A 20,783-nucleotide genomic window follows, 5' to 3' on the forward strand; every position below is an offset into this window, starting at 1 on the left:
AAAAATGGGGTAAAATGCTTAAAATTCTTAATCATCCTTTAATTAAAATTAAACTTTCTAAAATGAGAGATAAAAACACAAATCATAGTGATTTTAGAAAAAATCTTAATGAAATTGCTTCGTTAATGGTTTTTGAAATTATGAATGACTATAAACCAAAAACAACTCAAATAACAACTCCTTTAAATCAAAATATTACAGGTTATGAATTTGATAAAGAAATTATTTTAGTACCAATTCTAAGAGCAGGTTTAGGAATGACTGATGGTTTATTAAAATTAATCCCTGAAGCTCGTGTTGGTCACATAGGAATGTATCGTGATGAAAAAACATTAACACCAAAAGAATATTTTTATAAAATACCAAATGTTGATAAAGATAGTTTAGTAATAGTAGTTGATCCTATGCTTGCAACAGGTAATTCAGCAGTTGATGCTATTTCTAGATTAAAAAAAGATGGTTTTACAAATATAATTCTTGTTTGTTTAGTTGGTGTTAATGAAGGTGTTAAAAATATTGAAAAACATTTTGGTAATGATTTTACCGTTTATTTAGCATCATTAGATGATAAATTAAATAATGAAGGTTATATTGAACCAGGTTTAGGTGATGCAGGAGACAGAATTTTTGGTACAAAATAAAAGAAGGCAATATGAAAAAAATTGATTTTAAAAAAAATGATAAAAAATGACAAAAATATTGGGTAGATAATAAATATTTTGAACCAAAAAATGATTTAATTCTTCCTAAAAAATATATAGTTAGTATGTTTCCATATCCTAGCGGAAGAATTCATATGGGTCATATCAGAAACTACTCAATAAGTGATGCTATAGCAAGATTTTACAGAAGAAGAGGTTTTAATGTTTTTCATCCTTTTGGTTGAGATGCTTTTGGTCTTCCTGCTGAAAATGCCGCAATTAAAAATGGTATTCATCCTAAAAAATGAACATATGAAAACATTGATACAATGGATAATGAAATTAAAAAACTAGGAATTTCTTTTGCTTGAGATGAAAAATGTGTAACGGCTGATCCTACATATACTAAATGAGAACAATTTTTATTTATTAAATTTTGAGAAAATGATTTAATTTACAAGAAAAAAAGTTCACTAAACTGATGTGAAAAAGACAATACGATTCTTGCTAATGAACAGGTAATAGATAACAAATGTTGAAGATGTGATTCATTAGTTATACAAAAAGAAATTGATACATATTATTTAAAAATAACAAAATATGCAAAAGAGTTATTAGATGATTTGGAACAGCTAAGAGGTCATTGACCAGAACAAGTTTTAACAATGCAAAAAAATTGAATTGGTTTTTCTAATGAATTTAAAGTTGATTCTGAAATAATTGATACAAAAAATAATCAAATTTACCCTATAACAATTTTTGAAAAAGATTTTGAAATTATAAAAAATGCAGATTTCATTGCAATTAGTAATAAACACGATTTAATAAAAGAATTAATTAATCAAAATTATTTTAGCAAACAAGAACTTGAACAAATAGAAGAAATTAATTCAAACTTTGTAAATAAAATTTTTGGTAAAAAAATAATGATTAATACACCTTTTGTTTTTAACAATCCAATAAACAATACCCAATTAAAAGTTTATATTTGTGATTTTGCAAGTAATAATCCAAATAAAGAAATTATTATTGCCTCTGAACTAAACGAAACTCATTCAGATTTTATAAAATACAATAATATAAATATTTTAAATAAACAAAATATCATACTTAAATTAAAAGAAAATCAACTTAAAAAAGATATTAAAATTAATTTAAGAGATTGAGGTATTTCTCGTCAAAGATATTGAGGAACACCTATTCCTTTAATACACTGTTCTAAATGTGGTACTTTACCTGTGAAGATTCAAAACTTACCTATTTTATTACCTGAAAATGTTAATTTTAGTGGGCAAGGAAATCCTTTATTAAGTAATAATGAGTGAATAAATATAAAATGTTATAAATGTAATTCAAATGCTCAAAGAGAAACAGATACACTTGATACATTTTTTGAATCAAGTTGATATTTTTTAAGATATACAACACCAAATAATGAAAGAGAAGAAAAAATATTTAATAATGAATCATTAAATTATTGAAATCAAGTTGATCATTATATTGGCGGTATAGAGCATGCAATTTTACACTTATTATATGCACGTTTTTTTACCAAAGCTATTGCAGATTTAGGATATATTAATTTTAGAGAACCATTTAAAAATCTTTTAACACAGGGTATGGTTTTAAAAGATGGTGTTAAAATGTCAAAATCTAAAGGAAATGTTGTTGAGCCTAATGATTTAATTGAAAAATATGGAGCTGATACATCTCGTTTATTTATCTTTTTTGCAGCACCACCAATGAAAGAATTAGAATGATCTGATGCGGGTATTGTAGGGTGTTTTAAATTTTTAAATAGATTAGAATCTCTTTCGCTTAATTTAGAAAATAATAAACAATTTGATCCTAAAAAAATTGATCATTTAACTTTAAGCGAAGAAGAAAAAAACGCAAGATTTAAATTATATTCAACATTACAAAAGTCAATTGAAACATTTGAAAACACAGATACACAATTTGGTTTTAATACAATTATTTCATTTGCAATGGAAACATTAAATCTTTTTGAAAATATTAAAAATAATGATTTAATATTTGAAATGTTTTATGTGTTATTAAATGTTTTAGAACCATTTGTGCCACATTTTACTTGAGAAATTTCACAAAGATTATTTAATTTAAATAATTTAACAGACTTTAATATTATCAATGAAGCATTAGTTTTAGACACTATTACTTATCCAATAACAATTAATGGAAAAGTAAGAGGTGAAATTAATGTTTCAAAAAAAGATAATAAAGATCAAATAATATCAAAAGCTAAAGAAATAGTTAATAATTGATTAGAAAACAAAACTATATTAAAAGAGATTTTTGTACCTAATAAAATAATTAACTTTGTTATAAAATAAAAGGAGATAATATGAAAATGAAATATAAATTTATGTTAGTTAAAGATGAAGAATTATATTTTCCTTTTTCTTTTTTTAAGGTAGATCTATCAGTTAGTTCTGATTTTAATGAATTAGATATTTCAAAAAATACTAATATAGGAGATAAACTTGTTGTTGGTTTTTTAAGAGAAAATCAAGATATGCAAAAACAAAAAGTTACTTTATCAATTTCTGATAGAGGTTTATTAACAGAAGTTGTTGGTTTTGAAAAATCACCAAAAGAAAAAAAAATAAAAGGTTTTGTATTAAAGGTTCTTGGTTTTGCGCATATTAGCGACTATGGTTTTTGCGAACCAGATGAAAATAATGAACCAATTTTTGAAAATTTTGTTTCTATAGAAGTACTTAAAAAGAATTTTAAGAAATTTAATTCTGTAATATCTAATAAATATATTCAATCAGCTGAAATTGAATTAGAAATGTATTCTGTTCGTGATTTTCTTGAAAATCAAAAACCAGAAACACAACTTTCTTCTATTAAAGAGGTATTTGATTTAGCAGACAGTAAGCATATTGAACCAGAAGCAGGTTTTAATTCATCGAGAATTTCAACAATAATACTTAATAAAATGGCGTTTTCAAATACACAAAACACATGAAAAAATATACAAGATTGAGTAGGTACTTTGTTAAAAGAGACAAATTATACAGATCCAAATGATTTATTATTGTATTCAGTCTTTACAGCATTTTCTTATTTAAAAAGCAAACTTTTTATTTTTCAAAAAGAAGATTTATTTACAGATTTTAATTTAAATTCAGTAAAAAACTTAATTTCAAAAGTTCGTGAATTTTTATCAGAAGTTACTAAAAACGATGATGATTTAAGACAAGAAATGACTTCAAAAATGGCTATTCAACAAAAAGAATACATTTTAAGAGAAAAAAATAAAATTATTCAAGAACAACTAAATAGTATAAATGCAACCGATGATGAAGAAGATAATAACTCTAATTTAAGTGAAGAAGATAAAAATCTTATTTATCCAGAAAGCGTTAGAAAACTTCTTAAAAATGAGTCTAAAAGAGCTTCAGAACTATCACCCGCATCTCCTGAATCAAGTATTTCAAAAACATATATGAATATCTTGAAAAAATTACCTTGAAGAAAAACACAAAAAGAACATTTAAATATTGAATTTGCAAAAGAAACTCTTGATAAGTATCACTATGGTCTTGATAAGGTAAAAGAAAGAATAATAGAGCACATTGCTGTAATTATTAAAAATCAAGAAAATAAAGATTTAACTGCTAAAAAAATATCATTAGATGATAATAATGAAATTGATATGAGTCTTTTTAAAGATAGTAATGATAATTCATTTAACAATGTACCAATTATTTGTTTAGTAGGTCCACCTGGTGTTGGTAAAACTTCTTTAACAAAAGCTATAGCAGAAGCGTTAAATAAAAAGTTTGTTAAGATTTCACTTGGTGGAGTTTCTGACGAAAGTGAAATAAGAGGTCACAGAAGGACATATGTTGGAGCAATGCCAGGTAAAATTGTTAAAGCATTGCTTAAAGCAGAAGTTTCTAACCCTGTTATTCTTTTAGATGAAATTGATAAAATGGTGAGTCATTCATTAAAAGGTGATCCAGCTTCTTCAATGCTTGAAGTATTAGATCCTGAACAAAATACAAAATTTCAAGATCACTATCTTGAACATGAATATGATTTATCAAAAATTATATTTATAGCTACTGCTAATTACTATGAAAGCATTCCTCATGCTTTACTTGACCGTGTTGAAGTAATTGATTTATCAGCATACACAATTACAGAAAAAATTAAAATAGCAAAAGAACATTTAATTCCAAAATCAATCCAACAAGTTGGGGCCGAATCAGGTTTCTTTACAATTGATGATGAAACACTTAGATATATAATTAAAAATTACACAAATGAAGCTGGTGTGCGTGAGTTAAAAAGAGTATTAGATAAAATCGCTCGTAAATACACATTAAAATCATTATTAAATAAAAAGAACACTAAACAAGTTTATAATGTTGAAATTGCTAATTTAAGAGAACTTTTAGGTGTTGAAAGATACAAAGATGAAGAAAAAGAAGATTTTGCAATGCCAGGTATTGTTAATGGTTTAGCATATACTCAAACAGGTGGTTCTACACTTCAAATAGAGGTTAATACATATCCAGGTAAATCTGAAATTAAATTAACAGGTTCTTTAAAAGATGTTATGAAAGAATCGGCTCAAATAGCAGTTTCTTACATTAGATCAAATGCTAAAAAATTTGGTATAAATGATTTTGATTTTGATAATAATATAATTCATATTCACGTACCAGAAGGTGCAACACCAAAAGATGGTCCAAGCGCTGGAGTAACATTCACAACTGCAATTATTTCTGCATTAACAAAAAAACCCGTTGATTCAACATACGGAATGACTGGTGAAATTACATTGCGTGGAAAAGTATTAGAAATAGGTGGTTTAAGAGAAAAATCATTTGCAGCATGACAAAAACAAATAAAAAATGTTTTTATACCATATGGAAATATCAGAAATATTGATGATATAGCATTAGAAATAAAAAAAGAGTTAACATATATACCTGTGAAAACTTATGATGAGATATTTGAGGTTATTTTTAATAGAAAAGAACCAAAAAATGTAATAAAAAATTAGATGAAAAAACATTTTAATACAAAAACATTTACTTTTTTTACTATCAATTTTATTGTAGGCTTGGGTTTTGTCGCAACAATAAATGAAGTTTTACCTCTTGGTTTATGAGGTTATTTAGCAATTACTTTATCATTTTTTACTGTATTAGGTACATCATTGGTATTTTCGAGATTAGCAAATGTTTATAATGACCATTACGGTGGTTCATATGCATATGCAAGAGAGATAAGTGATGAAGTTTCTCATCCGCATATTCAGTATAATATTTTTGCTAAAAAAACATTAAAACAAAAATTTATTGAACAGTTTATTTTTTTGGTTGGTTGAAACCAATTTATGCAAAGCCCGATACTTTCATCTATATCGCCACTTTTGTTATCTCGTGTTATAGAGATAATCATACCTAATAATATAAATAATTACGAAATTATTATTTGAAGTATTAGGATAATATCTATTTTAGTATTTAGTATTTTAATATTACTATCAACAAAAGGTTTAAAATTAAGTACTAAAATTGTATATATAACTTCAAGCGTTAAGTGAATAGTGCTATTAATTGGTATTATATTAATAATTTATCAATTATCATTAAGTCAAGAATACAGTGAAAATATATTAAAATCACAACAATTAACACCTTATCTTTTAATTAATTCAATAACATTATTTATTTATGCTTTTGCAGGTGTTGAAGATATGGGTGCAATGGTAAAAGATGTTAAATTTAAAAATTTTAGAGTTATTTTATTATTTTCACTTGGTTTAATATTTGGTTTTTATTTGCTAATTTATACTTTATTGCTTGGTATTAAAACTAATCCAGATGAAGATTTTTCACAAATATATAAAATTACCTTAGGTGTTTTTGGTATTGTTTTATTTTTGATTGGTTTTATTTCAAATGATATTGGATATAAAATAACACAAACTATTTCTTCTGCAAGGAAAATAGTCCCTCTTTCTGAAGATCATTTTATTCATCCTATTTTTTCAAGAAAAAATAAACAAAATGAATATAAAAATGCAATTATTTTTACTGCTCTTGTTACATTATTTGCAATGATTGTATTATGACTAATACCAACAATAACAGGAAATAGAGATTATTATTTAGGTGTAATTGTAATAAGCTCATTAGCCTTATTTTTACAAGATATATTAACATTTATAACAGCTTTTATATTAGAAAAGAAAAAGAAAATTTCAAAGATACCACTTTATGAAAAAGTAATTTATTCTCTTAATATCATTTGAATGTTATTTTTAATTCTTTCTATTTCATTCCCGCAAATATTAGGACAAGAATGAAGTAGTATTAACATTTTTATTATTATTGGTTTTTTTGGTTCAATACTTTTTGGTTTTTTATTAAAGTGAATTTCACATTTAGTTTTAAAAAAGCAAATAATAAACAAATCGAATAATTAAAGGAATATTATTTCGTAAATACACAAATTAAACAAAAAAATACTTCATATTTATGAAGTATTTTTATTTTTACATATCGATATTCTTTACATATCTTGCATTTTGAGAAATAAATTCTTTACGAGGTTCAACATTATCTCCCATTAATATTTCAAAAATTCTATCTGCTCTATATGCATCTTCTACTTGAACTTGAAGCATTTTTCTATTTTCAGGATTCATTGTTGTTTCTCAAAGTTGTTCAGGATCCATTTCTCCAAGACCTTTATATCTTTGGATGGTAACTTTTATATTTGGATTAAGTTTTGAAATTATCTCATCTTTTTGTTCATCATTAAAAGCATATTCAATTGTTTTATTTTGTTGAATTTTGTACAATGGTGGTTGAGCAATATATACAAAACCATATTCAATTAATGGTTTAAAATATCTGTAAAAGAAAGTTAATAATAAAGTTCTAATGTGAGCACCATCAACATCAGCATCTGTCATAATAACAATTTTATGATATCTTAATTTATTTATGTTAAAAGTATCTCCAAGACCTGTACCGAGAGCTGTAATAAGCGACATAATTTCTTCGTTTTCAAACACTCTATCTTGTCTTGCTCTTTCTGTATTTAATATTTTACCTCTTAAAGGTAAAATAGCCTGTGTATTTTTATCTCTACCCATTTTAGCAGAACCGCCAGCGGAATTACCCTCGACAATATAAAGTTCACTTACTTCTGCATTTTTACTTGTACAATCAGATAATTTTCCAGGTAAACCACCACTTTCAAAAACATTTTTACGTCTTGCGTTATCACGAGCAGCATTTGATGCTAATCTTCCTTTCCTTGCAATAGAAGCAAGTTCAATTATTTTTTTAGCAACATCTGGATTTTCGTTTAAAAATCTTTCAAAAACAACTGAAAATACTTCATTAACAGCTCTACGTGCATCTTTTGACCCAAGTTTACCTTTTGTTTGTCCTTCAAATTGAGGATCAGGGTGTTTGATTGATATGATGGCAGATAAACCTTCAATTAAATCATCTCTTGAAAATTTATCATTATCGTTTTTAATAAAACTTTTTTCAATACCATAATTATTGACTAATCTCATAATCGAATCATAAAAGCCTGATAAATGAGAACCACCTTCATGCGTTGAAATGTTATTTGTATATGTAATTATATTTGATCTATACATATCTTTAAGGTATTGCATAGCAACCTCAACACCAATAGCAACCTCTTCGCCATTTGAGTCATTAGTGTATTTATATTCACCATTAGCATAAATAATTTCAGAGTTAATAGGTGTATAACCTTCGTTAACTTCTTTTATATAATCAACAATACCGCTTTCATATTGGAATTCTATTTTAGAATTATCTCTTTGATCTTCAACACTTACAAATAAACCTTTATTTAAGTGTGCAATTTGTTTGGCATGATCAATGATCAAGTCTTTATCAAATGGTATTTTTTCCATTATTGAATAATCGGGGTGAAATTCAATTTTTGTTCCAGTTTCATTACCATCATAAGTTCCAATAATTTCTGTATGTTTGAGTGTTTTACCACCATTATAAAATTCTGCATAGTATATATTATTATTTCTTCTAACTCATGCTTTCATTGAATCACTTAATGCATTAACAACAGAAGCACCAACACCATGTAAACCACCACTAACCTTATAAGCATTAGATTCAAATTTACCACCAGCATTTAGTTTAGTTAAAACCACTTCTAAAGCACTTATACCGAATTTTGGATGTTCACCAACAGGTATTCCTCTACCGTTATCTTCTACAATAATATGATCATCTTTTGTTATTATTATATAAATTTTGTTAGCAAAACCTGCCATACATTCATCTACAGAGTTGTCAACAATTTCTCAAATCATATGATGAAGCCCAACTTTAGAAGTGCTACCAATATACATACCAGGACGTTTTCTAACGTGCTCTAAACCCTCTAAATAAGTAATTTTTGAAGCATCGTATAAATTTTTTTTATTTTCGTTCATTTTTTCTCCTTAATTTAAAAAATAACACATTTTTACTCTTAATTTTTCTTTAATAAGTTCATCAAGATTAGCCGGCGGATTTTCATATATTAATACAAAATTTTTGTTTTTAACATTATTAATTAAATTTAGAATTTCATAAAAAACATTTGTTTTATTCATATTTTTAGTAATTTTATTTCCAATTATTAAAATACTTAATTTGTCTATATTTTTAAGAGTATCTAAAATATATTTATTTATTGTATTGATATAAAGTCCAATTATTATACCTTTTTCATAATTAATATTTATCTTATCATTTATTTTTTGAGTATTGAATAAATTATTATATGAATAAATTATTGGTATTGGTAAATTTTTATTTGGATTAAAAGTTTCTTTTAAAAAAGTTTCCTGTGAAATTTTAATAAATGAATTTTTATTCAATAAATTTAAATTTTCTTTTTTAGATATTGAGTCATACCATTTTTTTTCAAATAAAAATTTCTCATAATAAATTGAATTGAAAAAATCCATTCATTGATTTCCAATATTTGAATTATTAAGTTTAAAAGTCAAAAACTTTAAAGTGCTAACAGAGTTATTATTATAATTGACAATTTTAATTTCATCAATGGTAAAATCTTGTTCTCTAATGTTGTTATTGATATTTTGATATTTTTGTAACATATGATGAAAAGTTTTAAATTTTTCAGTATGGATTATACTTTTATTTAAATTTATGTAATTACTATTTATATTTATATAATTATTTTTATTATAATTTTTTGAATTATAAAAAATGTTATATAAAGAAAATTGTAAAATACTTTTAATATTTTCTAAATCAGAAAATTCTTTTATTTGACCATACTCAAGAAAAGTATATGTTGTAAAAATTTTTGAATAATGATTTTTTGTTAGTTGAATATGATTTTTATCCTCTAGTAAATTTTTTTTCTTAGAAATAAAAAACAAAATACCATCTTGACAAAAATAATATGTATTCTTTTTAGATAAATTAAATTGCACATAAATATCAATTAATTCATCTGCTATTAATACTTTATTAAAATGTTCAGGTTTTAATAAAAAACCTAATATTTTAGCATTAGAAAAACCAAGTTTTATGTCTTTATTATTTGATAAATTAATAAGTTTTAAATTATTCGTTTTATAATCTTTTCTTGATCAGTATAAAGAACAATAACTTTCTGATAAATTATCTGACTTTTTAATTTTTAATAACATTGTTTTGTTGTTAAAAATAGTTTTATCAAAATATGCAATAATTCTTTCGAATAATGTAAAATTTTGTCTAAAATCTTTATTTATTTTAACCGATATTTCTGTTTCAGTTTTATTTATATCTGATAATGAATCAGTAATCATTTTTTTACTTTTTTCATCAAAATATTCTAAAAAACTATTTATTTCTAAAAAACTATATTTTTTAAATTTTGTTTGTTTAGCATCAAAAGGTGTTGATAAAAGATTATATTTTTCTGAAAGACGTAAAACTCTATAGTTATTATTATCAATTCTAAAAAATATTATTCCAGATGATGATCTATAATAAAAATATGAAATGAAAAATGTAAATAAAAATAATGTAACAAGAAGAATAACTAGTATTAAAGTAATAAAAAATATATTCATTATCTACTAATAATTCTTATAGCGTGATGTAATTTATTCAATCTTTTTGTTTCACCATTTTTATGGAACTTAATAAGAACATCATTATTCCCATTAATTTCAATAACTTCACCTTCACCAAAAATAACATGTGAGATAATATCACCAACAATCATTTGTGAATTTTTTGTTATATTTTCAGTAACATCATCATCGGGTGTAAGAGGTGACATATTTTCATTAGTTTTTAATAAAATAGTTTCAGATAAATTGATCCCCATTTCTTCAAGAAATTGTGAAGGATGTTTTGGTTTTTTTGTTGTATGATGATAACCTCTTGCAGAAGTGATATAAAGATTTCTTTTAGCTCTTGTTATTGCAACATATGCTAATCTTCTTTCTTCTTCTAATAAATCTTCTGTATTAGAATCTCCTCTACTATTTAAAAAAGCATTTTTTTCAAATATTCTATAACTTGGAAAAATTTCTTGATTCATACCTACCAAGAATAAGTTATCATATTCAAGACCTTTAGCAGAGTGGATTGTCATTAAAGTAACATAATTTGTTTCAGTATACAATTCATCTGTTACTGTCATTAAATTTACCATATTTAAATAATCATCGACGCTTTTGTTTTTGTTTTTCTTTTGTCAAATATCAATAGAGCTAAGTAATTCTTTAACATTGTCTTTTGCAGTACCTCTTAGGTTTTTATTATTTTCTATACTTTCATAGTATTTAAGTTCATTTAATAAGGAATCAAGAACCCTTGTTATTGTATACTTACCTGATCTGAGGGAATTACTATGATCATTAATAGATTTAATAAAGGGATGTATTTTATTAATGATAACCTCTTTTGGAACAGGTAATTTTTTTATTTCTTGTTTCATTGTATTATAAAGTGACTTACCAACTTCTTTTGAAAAACTTCTAATAGCATTAAGTGTTTTTTCTCCTAAACCTCTGTTTGGAACATTTACAATTCTTTCAAATGAAATTTCATGTCCATCTCATAAAACACGTAAAAATGCAATAACATCTTTTATTTCAGATCTTTGATAAAATTTTGTTCCATTAATAATTTTATGAGGTATGTTTTCTTCAATTAATACTTGCTCAAAAGCTCTTGAATAATAGTTTGTTCTAAAAAGAATTGCTATTGTTTTGAGTTGATTTTTATTTTTTTTCAATTCATTAATTTTATTAACTACATATCTTGCTTCAGCTTCTTCATTAAAACTATTAAAGTACTGTATTTCTGAATTTTGTTCTTCATTTTCTTTTTGCAAAGTAACCAAATCTTTACTAAAACGTTTTTTATTATATTTAATTAGTTTATTTGCAGCATCTAATATTTTTTGTGTAGATCTGTAGTTAATGTCTAAAATAACAGTTTTTGCATCGTTAAAATCTTTATCGAAATTAAGGATTAAATTAACATCAGCACCACGTCAGTTATAAATAGTTTGATCTGGATCACCAACAATGCATAAATGTGTTTTATCAGTTACAAGCATTTTGATAATTTCATATTGAATACTTGATGTATCTTGAAATTCATCCACTAAAATATAATTATATCTATCTTGGTATTTCTTCAAGATATCCGGTCTAAGTTGAAATAAAGTATGTGTTGTAAGAATAAGGTCATCAAAATCCATTGAACCTTGTCTTGCCAATTCATTTAGATAAGCATGGAATATTTCTGTTAAAATTGTGTCATTTTCTTTTTTTAGTTCATCAGAAAATTGAGATGGATTATTTGTGAAATTTTTTGCTCATGTAATGTATTGAATAGCACTTTGATAACTAACTTCATTTGTGGTAATATTTAGTTGATCATAAATTCTTTTTAATAATTTTATTTTATCTTCTTCATCAATTATATAAAAGTCATTGCGATAACCTATTGCTCTTACGTCTTTTCTTAACACAGAAGTACAAAATGAGTGAAAAGTCATTACGTTTAATTCTTCTTTATTATTTTGACAATATTTTTCAATACGATTTACCATTTCTTTTGCTGCTTTATTAGTAAAAGTGACAGCAAGGATTGCTCTTGGTGAAATACCAAGATCATTTATCAAATAAGAAACTTTTCTTGTTAAAACTTTAGTTTTTCCAGTTCCTGCACCCGCTATTATTCTTAAATTTGTGTCAAAATAAACAACAGCTTCCTTTTGTTTTTCGTTTAAATCTGATAATAAATCAACTTTTTTAAGTAATGGTAACATAAATAACCTTTCTTTTATTCGTTTTTAATTTCTGAAAAATATCTAAATTTTCTTCTGGTATTTAGTTCTGGAACAAACTTAATATCATTTTCTACTTCCATAATATTTATCATTTTATTTTCAACAATTCTACTATCAGTTAAAATATCGTTTAAACCTAATTTTTTTTTATTAAATAAAATCATAAAATAACTGATTGTAAATATTGAAAAATGTATTGTTAATAACATTATGATAATTTGAAGAATAATTTTATTTAATAATGTTTGTTTAATTTCTCATATTTGTTTTTTTTCATTAAAAAATAAAGAATCTTTTGAAAAAAAGATTAAAGTTAATACCCATGGAAGAGATAATAAAAAAGAATTAAAAACATTTCTTAAAAATAGAGTTTTAATTCTAAAATCTTTTGTCTGAGAATCAATTATTTTTATTTTTATTAATAACATACCTAAAGTTTTGCCTTTTGTAAAAATAGGTATTATTAAATAAAAAAAGTTTAAAATAAGAATGATTACAGTTATTATTGAATAAAATATTGAATCTATAATTTTATTTTGTGGTTTAATTAAAAAAGGTAACACAATACAAATAAAGAAAAAAAATAAAATAATTATTAAATCTAAAAAATTCGCTAAAAACCTTTTGGATAATGAAGCGTTCTTATACATAATTTACTCTAAATTTTTTAATATTTTTGTTTTGTGTAATTTTTCAACATCTTTTAATAATAATAAAACTTCAGGGTTATTTTGCAATAAATAAGTATTAGAAGTATAATAGTTATTTTTTTTATACTCTTCATCTAATTTGTACAAGTAGATATTGTGTTTTTCTAAAAGTAGATTACTTCTTTTTTCTTTAATTTCTTCTTTAGAATTTGGGTAAAGTTTTTTGTATCTAAAAGTAGTTTCTTTTAAAAAAGCAGTTAAAATAAGTTTAACAAAATATAATTTTGCATATCTTACTTCTTCGTATAGTTTTCTATTTTGCATATCTAATTGATTTAAAAGATTATCAAAAGTTTCGTTAATTGTTTTTGTGTTTAAAACAACATCTGAACCGAAGTATTCTCTGTGGATTCTAAAATCTAAATATAAATATGTTTTTGCTTCAAATAATAATTGATAATTTAATTCTAAACAAATTTTTGAATCATTTATTATTTTTTGTTTATATTTTGATATTTTTTTTATTAAATTTTTTTTAAAAATTTTATTAAATATAAAAGGGAATGAATAAGCATATGGTAGAGCATTATTCTCGAGGTTAATTACTTGTTTATCTATTAAACGAGCTTTTGGTTTTCATGAAATAGATCCAATAAGTCTTGGTTTAAATTCTAACACATCAACATTATATTTATATGCGCTTTCTATCATTTTGTCAATATATGTATCTTTTAAAGTGGTGTCAGAGTTTAAAACTGTTACAAACGGATATTTAGCAATTTTAAAAGCGCTTAAAAGATTATATTGAAAAGAATAATTTTTTGTGTTGTAAATAATAACAAGTCTTTGACCGAAAAAAGCAAAATATTTATCAATTAATTTAAAAATATTTTTTTGATCTGTTTTATTTGAAACTACCAAAATTATTTCAAAATCTTGATTAGTTTGTTGTTGCAAACTATTTAAATAATTATCAATATTTTTTAAATTATTTGATACCAATGATATTAATGATAACTTCATTTTTACCCCTTTATTTTATACAATTAATTTTATCATATTTTAGGTTTTTTTCTTATGAATTAATAGCTTAAAACCATATAAAAATAAGCATTTTTTAATATTTTTTATATCTAAAAAAGATTGTTATATAATTGATTAAAAATCATTGCGTGAAAGGAAAAAATATGGAAATCAAAACAAAAAGTATGCGCCAACAAAGGATAGAAGTTATTCAAACGATTTATAAAAATGAATTATTAGAAAATAAATATAATGCTTCTGAAATACTTAAAGATAATTATTTTTTTACAGATTTACAAAAAGAAAAAGTAATGAAAATTGAAAAAAGGTATCATTGAATCCTTGAAATTATTAAAAAATTAATGAATAATGATTGAAAATGAGACAGAATAAGTCCTTTAATTAGGGGTATTATCATAAATGCTGCTTCTGAAATGTTTGATATAGATGCTAAAATAGCAATTAATGAAGCAATTGAAATAACAAAAATTTATTTTGGTAAAACTACTGATGAAAACAATAAGTTAAATGAATTGAACTATTTTAAATTTGTTAACGGTTTATTAGAAAACTTTTATAAAGCTAAAGTAAAAATTGCAGCATACTCTCAAATTATTCAAAAATAAAAATGTTTAAAACCTTTTCTTTCTGAAGTTATTTTTATTTCAAAAAAATGCTTAAAAAAATTGAATACACCAAATTTGTTTTTATTCAAATGGGTATTATTCAAGATATTAATTTACTAAACTTTTTAGAAGAAATAAGAGAGTTTAAAAGTTTTGAGAAATTTATGAAATATTTTTTTAATAAAATCATATTTTTTGAAAAAATTAGTGATAAAGATAAAATTATGATTCATAATTTTTATTATTTCTTTTTCTTTGAAATGATTTCAAAGTTTTCCTTTTATTGACACATTCAAGATAATGATATTAATTTGAAAACTAATCAAGAAAAAATTCTTTTTGCTAGCAAAAAAAGAAAATACTATTTTAAATTTTTAGATCAATTTAAATTGCATAAAAATTATAATGTTTGACTAATCAAAATATTAAGAAAGGTTCGTTAATGATAGATAATAAAAATATTAGAGATCAATTTCCTATTTTAAAAAATATAGTTTATTTTGATAGTGCTGCATTAGTTTTAAAACCTAAAGAAGCAATTGAGTCTATTAATGATTATTATCTAAATAAATCAATATCATCAAGAACTGCTGATACACCATTAGGTAATGAAGTTAATTATGTTATAAAAAACGTAAGAAGCAAAGTAGCAAAACTATTAAATGGTTCTGATGATGAAATTATTTTTACAAGTGGAACAACTGAATCTATAAATCTTTTTGTTAATATGTTTGCTGATTTATTACAACCAAATGATATTATTTTATTAGACTCGTACAATCATTCATCGAATATAATTCCATGAATAGAAATGTCTAAAAATAAAAAAGTTAAAATTATAATGTCAACAAATTTAATAGATGATATTAAAAATTATCAAAATAAAATTAAACTTGTTTCATTAAGTCAAGAGACTAATAATATATCAAATGGTATTTCTATGAAAGATATTTATAATGAGTGTAAAAAAAATAATATTTTACTTTTTAACGATGCAGCTCAAGCGATTAGCCATTCAGAAGTGTTATTTGATTTTAGTGATATTATAGTGTTTAGTACAAATAAATTTTACGGTCCAACTGGTATGGGTGTTTTAGCGATCAAACTTAATTTATTAAAAAGATTAAGACCAAAAAAATTTGGTGGTGGATCTGTGGATGAAATTGATGTTTTAGGAAACTGAACCCCCAAAAAAACAATTCAACTTTTTGAACCAGGAACCCCTGACTTAGCTGGTTTTTTTATGTTCAATAAATCATTAGATTTTTTTAATAGTATTGGATATCCAAAAACACAAGAAATTTTATTTGATTTATCAAATTATTTATATAAAAAATTATCAGAATTAAACAACATAAAAATATACTCTAAACCTGGTGATTATATTTTTTTGATTAATGTAAATGGAGTTAATTCACAAGATGTAGCAACATATCTCGGAAGTAAAAACATTTATACCATTGCTGGTATATTTTGTGCTCATAATATTAGAAACATTCTTAATGAGCATTCATTTGTAAGAATTTCATTAGGTATATATAATGATTATTCAGATATTGATAAACTTGTGGAAGAATTAAAAAATGGAGGTGACTTTTATGCGTTTTAATCCAAATCAAGCAAGAGAAATAATAATGAATCACTATTTAAAACCACAAAATAAAACAAATTTATTAAATCCTCAATTGACCTTTTATAGTTCTTCATGTTCTGACAAATTAATTTTAGATTTTAAATGAGAAAATGAAATTTTACAAGATATTAAATTTGATGGTAATGGGTGCTCAATTTTTTTAGCAAGCGCAGACATTTTTATTAATCAAATTATTGGTAAAAATTATTTAGAAATTACAAACATAATACAAAATTTTGAAGATTTTTTAAACTTTAATGAAATTGAAGTCAAAGAAGATTTTGATTTTGAAAAATTAGGGGAGTTATGAACGTTTTTTAATGTTAAAAAACATTTAAATAGAGTAAATTGTGCGATGCTTTTACCAAGTTCGCTAAAATCAATTATTGATGAAAAATTTTAGACAATATATATTTCATATTGACTTTGATTCTTATTTTGTTAATGCTTCTAAAACTGTTAAATATTGATTGAAAAATACACCAGTTGTTATAGCAAAAAATGATTTATATTCAATAGCGGTTTCGGCAAGTTATGATCTAAAAAATAAGGGCGCAAAAGTTGGTATGAAAGTTAAAGAAATACTAGCAATTGAACCAAAAACAATTGTTATTGAACCAGATTTTGAACTATATCGAAAAATATCTAATGATATTTTTTATTTTTTAGGTAAAAATTATTGTGAAAATATCGAAATTGCTTCAATCGATGAATGTTATTTAACTTTTTCTATTAATGAAATATCTTCACATGAATCCGCTCTTAAAATTGCTAAAGAAATCAAACAAAATATTTTAAATTTATTTCAAATACCTATAACAATTGGTATATCACAAACAAAATGATATGCAAAAATGGCAACTAATCATTTTAAACCTGATAATATAGGAATTATCAATTATGAAAATTACAAAGAGATAATTTACAAAAAAGATATTTCTGAATTTCACAGTATTGGACCTTCATTGTCACAAAAACTTAGAAAGATTGGTGTCATTCAAATTGAGGATTTGTTAAAATTTACAAATAATGATGCAATCTTTAGAAGTGTATTTGGTTCTACTGGTTTTAAATATTTAGATATGTTAGATTTTGAAATTGGTGAATTTTCTTATTCAAAATTTTTACATCAAAATAAAAGTATCGGTAATATGATAACATTACAATATGGTGGAGCAGATCAAGAAAGTATATTAAATGCACTTAATAAACTTTGTGAAAATGTGTCTAAAAGATTAAAAAAAATGTATCAACTTGGTAATTTAATTGCATTAGATATAAGACAAGTCAACAAAAAATGAATATCTAAAAATCATAAAATTAAAAAACATACAAATGATTTATTAGAAATCAAAAAGTATATCTTCAACTTATATCAACAAAATTTTGAAGATGATTTAATTATAGGTGTTGGTGTAAGAGTAGCAGGTTTAATTAGTCAATTTGATTATTATGAAAAAGTAAGTTTGTTTGATACAAAAATCAAATATGAAAACAAAACAGTTGATAATATCATATCTAATATAAATAGACAATTAAAAAAAGAAAAAGTTATGACACTTAATAAACATATGAAATTAAAAGAAAAAGAGAAGGATTTTAATAAATATTCTGTTCCAGAAGGTATTTTTAAGAAATAGGAGAAGTATGAAAATAGGTATTTACGGAGGATCTTTTGATCCGATTCATAAAGGACATATCAAAATAGCTAAATTCGTTATCAAAAATTTAAATTTAGATAAACTCTTAATTATTCCAACACAAGTCTCACCTTTTAAAAATAAAACAAAAGGTATTAATATTGAAGATAAAATAAATATGATAAACCTGGTTTTAGAAGATAAAATGGAAATTTGTTTGTTTGAAGCAAAAAGAAATAATGTAAGTTATACGATTGATACTGTAAAATATCTTAAAAATAAATATAAAAATGATGAATTATATTTAATTATTGGTAGTGATAATTTACCAAAATTAAATAAATGAAAAGATATTGATGAAATAGCTTACTTAACCAAAATAACTGTTGTTAGAAGAGATAAAAATATTAATAAACTTAATTTAAAAAAATATAATGGCATTTTATTAGATAATCCCTTATTTGAAAAATATTCTTCAACAAATTTTAAATATGGTTTAATGAATTTAGTTGATGAAAAAGTGCTGAATTATATACAAAAAAAAGGTTTATATTTATCACAAATTCTTCATAATAATTTAAGTGCTTTAAGAGCAAAACATTCAGTAGCATGTGCAGATTTTGCTGTTTTACTTGCAAAACAACACAAATTTTCAGCAAAAAAAGCTTATATTGCTGGATTAATGCATGATATTACAAAAGAATTACCTGAAAGTAATCATCGTGAAATTATTCAAAAGTTTCAACCAGATTTAATTAACACACCTAAACATTTTTTACATCAATTAACAGCAGGATTATGACTTGAAAATTACTACAAATTACAAGACAAAGAAATTATAGATGCGATTAAATGTCACACTGAATTAAAGCAAAATATGAATACACTAGATAAAATTTTATTTATAGCAGATAAAATTTGTCAAGGAAGAAAATTTCCAGGCATTCAAAAAGTTAGAGAACTTACGCTTGAAAATTTAGAAAAAGGTTTTGCACAAGTTGTAAAAATTAATTATGATTTTAATGTTAAAAAAGGTATTATAATGTCAGAAAAGTCAATTGAACTTTATAAAAAGCATATGGGAGATTTATGGAACAAATAAGACTACAAAAAATACTTTCTATGTCTGGTATTGCTTCACGACGTGAAGCAGAAACAATTATTTTACAAAAAAGAGTTAAAATTAATGGCAAAACAGCACAATTAGGTGATAAAGCAACATTTAATGATGAAATTTTAGTAGACAACAAGCCCATTCAACAAGAAAATAAAGTATATTTTGTGCTCAACAAACCAGCAAAAACCATCTGTACTCTTAAAGATAATTTTAATCGCACAAAAGTTACTGATTTAATAGAGACGCCTTATAAAATATTTCCAGTTGGAAGATTGGATTATGATACAACTGGTGTTTTAATTTTGACAAATGACGGTGAATTATCTAATAAATTAACACATCCGAAATATGAAATTATTAGAGTTTATAGAGCAAGACTTGATCAAAAACTTACAAAATCAGAATTAAAAATCTTAAATGAACCTGTTAAAGTTAATAAAGTTATCAGTAAGCAAACAGTATTACCAGTAGGTGAAAATAGTCCAAAATCTTATTTTGTAATTTTAACACAAGGTACTTATCATCACGTTAAAGAACTTTTTAAAGCAGTTCAAAAAACAGTTATTAATTTAAAAAGAGTTGAATATGCAGGTATTACAGTTGAAAAAATGCAACTTGGTGAATATAGAAGATTAACTAATAAAGAACTTAAGGATTTAAAGAATTATGTAAGAATTCAAGAAGAAAAATTAGGCATAAAAAAATAAAACTCACAAAAGTGGGTTTTATTTAAACTTCCTATCTTTCCCAGTTAACATATATTTTACAAAATAATTTGTCTTTATTTTTAGATTTCTATATATGTATATATACATATATAGATTTTTAAAACAAAAAAATATTTTTTTACTTGTTTTTACTTGTTATTTTGGTATAATAAAAGAATGAAATTAATGCTTTACAATTCAAGTGGTAAAAACAAAACAGTTTATAAAAATATTGGTTATTTTGATAACAGTGGTTCATATCGAAAAAACATTAAAATTTTAGGGTTAGGTAATTCAAAAATTCTTGAAGAGAAAAATCCTGAATATGAAAGTATCATAAAATCACTAATAACAAATTATGATGAAAA

Annotated in this window: 17 protein-coding genes; 12 read left to right on the plus strand and 5 right to left on the minus strand. The window is 23.6% G+C overall.

Going from position 1 to position 20,783, the window contains the following annotated elements:
• Positions 1–14: 14 nt before the first annotated feature.
• Genes upp through BU00_RS0100150 form a run of 4 tightly spaced genes read left to right on the plus strand, consistent with a single transcriptional unit; the run spans position 15 to position 7,116 of the window.
• Positions 15–641 carry a uracil phosphoribosyltransferase gene (upp, locus tag BU00_RS0100135; RefSeq protein WP_027120967.1) on the plus strand — a complete coding sequence of 209 codons (627 nt, stop codon included), beginning with the start codon at positions 15–17 and terminating at the stop codon, positions 639–641.
• 11 nt (positions 642–652) lie between these two features.
• Positions 653–2,995, plus strand: coding sequence for a class I tRNA ligase family protein (locus BU00_RS0100140; RefSeq protein WP_027120968.1), 2,343 nt, complete (start codon positions 653–655; stop codon positions 2,993–2,995).
• Positions 2,996–3,006: 11 nt separating this feature from the next.
• The gene (gene lon / locus BU00_RS0100145) at positions 3,007–5,685 is read left to right on the plus strand and encodes an endopeptidase La (protein ID WP_036458663.1); all 2,679 of its coding nucleotides are present in this window, start codon (positions 3,007–3,009) and stop codon (positions 5,683–5,685) included.
• The gene (locus BU00_RS0100150) at positions 5,686–7,116 is read left to right on the plus strand and encodes an amino acid permease (RefSeq protein WP_027120970.1); all 1,431 of its coding nucleotides are present in this window, start codon (positions 5,686–5,688) and stop codon (positions 7,114–7,116) included. It abuts the gene before it with no gap.
• Between the two features lie 69 nt (positions 7,117–7,185).
• Here the strand turns inward: BU00_RS0100150 and BU00_RS0100155 are convergent, their stop codons facing one another.
• The 5 genes from BU00_RS0100155 to BU00_RS0100175 are packed head-to-tail and all read right to left on the minus strand — an operon-like array spanning position 7,186 to position 14,692.
• Complete coding sequence (locus BU00_RS0100155) at positions 7,186–9,138, minus strand: DNA topoisomerase subunit B (protein WP_027120971.1); 1,953 nt, start codon at positions 9,136–9,138, stop codon at positions 7,186–7,188.
• Positions 9,139–9,147: 9 nt separating this feature from the next.
• Positions 9,148–10,779 carry an MHO_4530 family protein gene (locus BU00_RS0100160; protein WP_027120972.1) on the minus strand — a complete coding sequence of 544 codons (1,632 nt, stop codon included), beginning with the start codon at positions 10,777–10,779 and terminating at the stop codon, positions 9,148–9,150.
• Positions 10,779–12,998, minus strand: coding sequence for an ATP-dependent helicase (locus BU00_RS0100165; RefSeq protein WP_036458665.1), 2,220 nt, complete (start codon positions 12,996–12,998; stop codon positions 10,779–10,781). The genes BU00_RS0100160 and BU00_RS0100165 overlap by 1 nt, the downstream gene beginning before the upstream one ends.
• Before the next feature lie 14 nt (positions 12,999–13,012).
• Positions 13,013–13,669: an RDD family protein gene (locus tag BU00_RS0100170; RefSeq protein ID WP_027120974.1), complete on the minus strand. Its 657-nt coding sequence runs from the start codon at positions 13,667–13,669 to the stop codon at positions 13,013–13,015.
• Between the two features lie 3 nt (positions 13,670–13,672).
• Positions 13,673–14,692: a glycosyltransferase family 2 protein gene (locus BU00_RS0100175; RefSeq protein ID WP_027120975.1), complete on the minus strand. Its 1,020-nt coding sequence runs from the start codon at positions 14,690–14,692 to the stop codon at positions 13,673–13,675.
• 164 nt (positions 14,693–14,856) lie between these two features.
• Between BU00_RS0100175 and BU00_RS0100180 the strand changes: the two genes are divergently transcribed.
• The 8 genes from BU00_RS0100180 to BU00_RS04315 all read left to right on the plus strand — a co-directional run.
• Positions 14,857–15,318 (plus strand): transcription antitermination factor NusB, encoded by a 462-nt coding sequence (locus BU00_RS0100180; protein WP_027120976.1) that lies wholly within the window; start codon positions 14,857–14,859, stop codon positions 15,316–15,318.
• A gap of 47 nt (positions 15,319–15,365) precedes the next feature.
• On the plus strand, positions 15,366–15,761 hold the full coding sequence (locus tag BU00_RS0100185; RefSeq protein WP_156926400.1) for a hypothetical protein: 396 nt from the start codon (positions 15,366–15,368) through the stop codon (positions 15,759–15,761).
• Entirely contained in the window at positions 15,761–16,927 is a 1,167-nt protein-coding gene (locus tag BU00_RS0100190) for an aminotransferase class V-fold PLP-dependent enzyme (protein WP_027120978.1), read from the plus strand. Before BU00_RS0100185 ends, BU00_RS0100190 begins: the two co-directional genes overlap by 1 nt.
• Positions 16,917–17,354: an iron-sulfur cluster assembly scaffold protein gene (locus tag BU00_RS0100195; RefSeq protein WP_027120979.1), complete on the plus strand. Its 438-nt coding sequence runs from the start codon at positions 16,917–16,919 to the stop codon at positions 17,352–17,354. Before BU00_RS0100190 ends, BU00_RS0100195 begins: the two co-directional genes overlap by 11 nt.
• Complete coding sequence (locus BU00_RS0100200; RefSeq protein ID WP_027120980.1) at positions 17,341–18,591, plus strand: Y-family DNA polymerase; 1,251 nt, start codon at positions 17,341–17,343, stop codon at positions 18,589–18,591. Before BU00_RS0100195 ends, BU00_RS0100200 begins: the two co-directional genes overlap by 14 nt.
• Positions 18,592–18,598: 7 nt before the next feature.
• Complete coding sequence (locus BU00_RS0100205) at positions 18,599–19,693, plus strand: nicotinate-nucleotide adenylyltransferase (protein ID WP_027120981.1); 1,095 nt, start codon at positions 18,599–18,601, stop codon at positions 19,691–19,693.
• Positions 19,681–20,415 carry a pseudouridine synthase gene (locus BU00_RS0100210; RefSeq protein WP_027120982.1) on the plus strand — a complete coding sequence of 245 codons (735 nt, stop codon included), beginning with the start codon at positions 19,681–19,683 and terminating at the stop codon, positions 20,413–20,415. The genes BU00_RS0100205 and BU00_RS0100210 overlap by 13 nt, the downstream gene beginning before the upstream one ends.
• A gap of 177 nt (positions 20,416–20,592) precedes the next feature.
• On the plus strand, positions 20,593–20,783 hold a 191-nt coding region (locus tag BU00_RS04315), incomplete at its 3' end, for a hypothetical protein (RefSeq protein WP_156926401.1).

This window comes from Mycoplasma leonicaptivi ATCC 49890, from assembly GCF_000622205.1.
GTDB classification, from domain to species: Bacteria; Bacillota_I; Bacilli_A; order Mycoplasmatales; family Metamycoplasmataceae; genus Mycoplasmopsis; species Mycoplasmopsis leonicaptivi.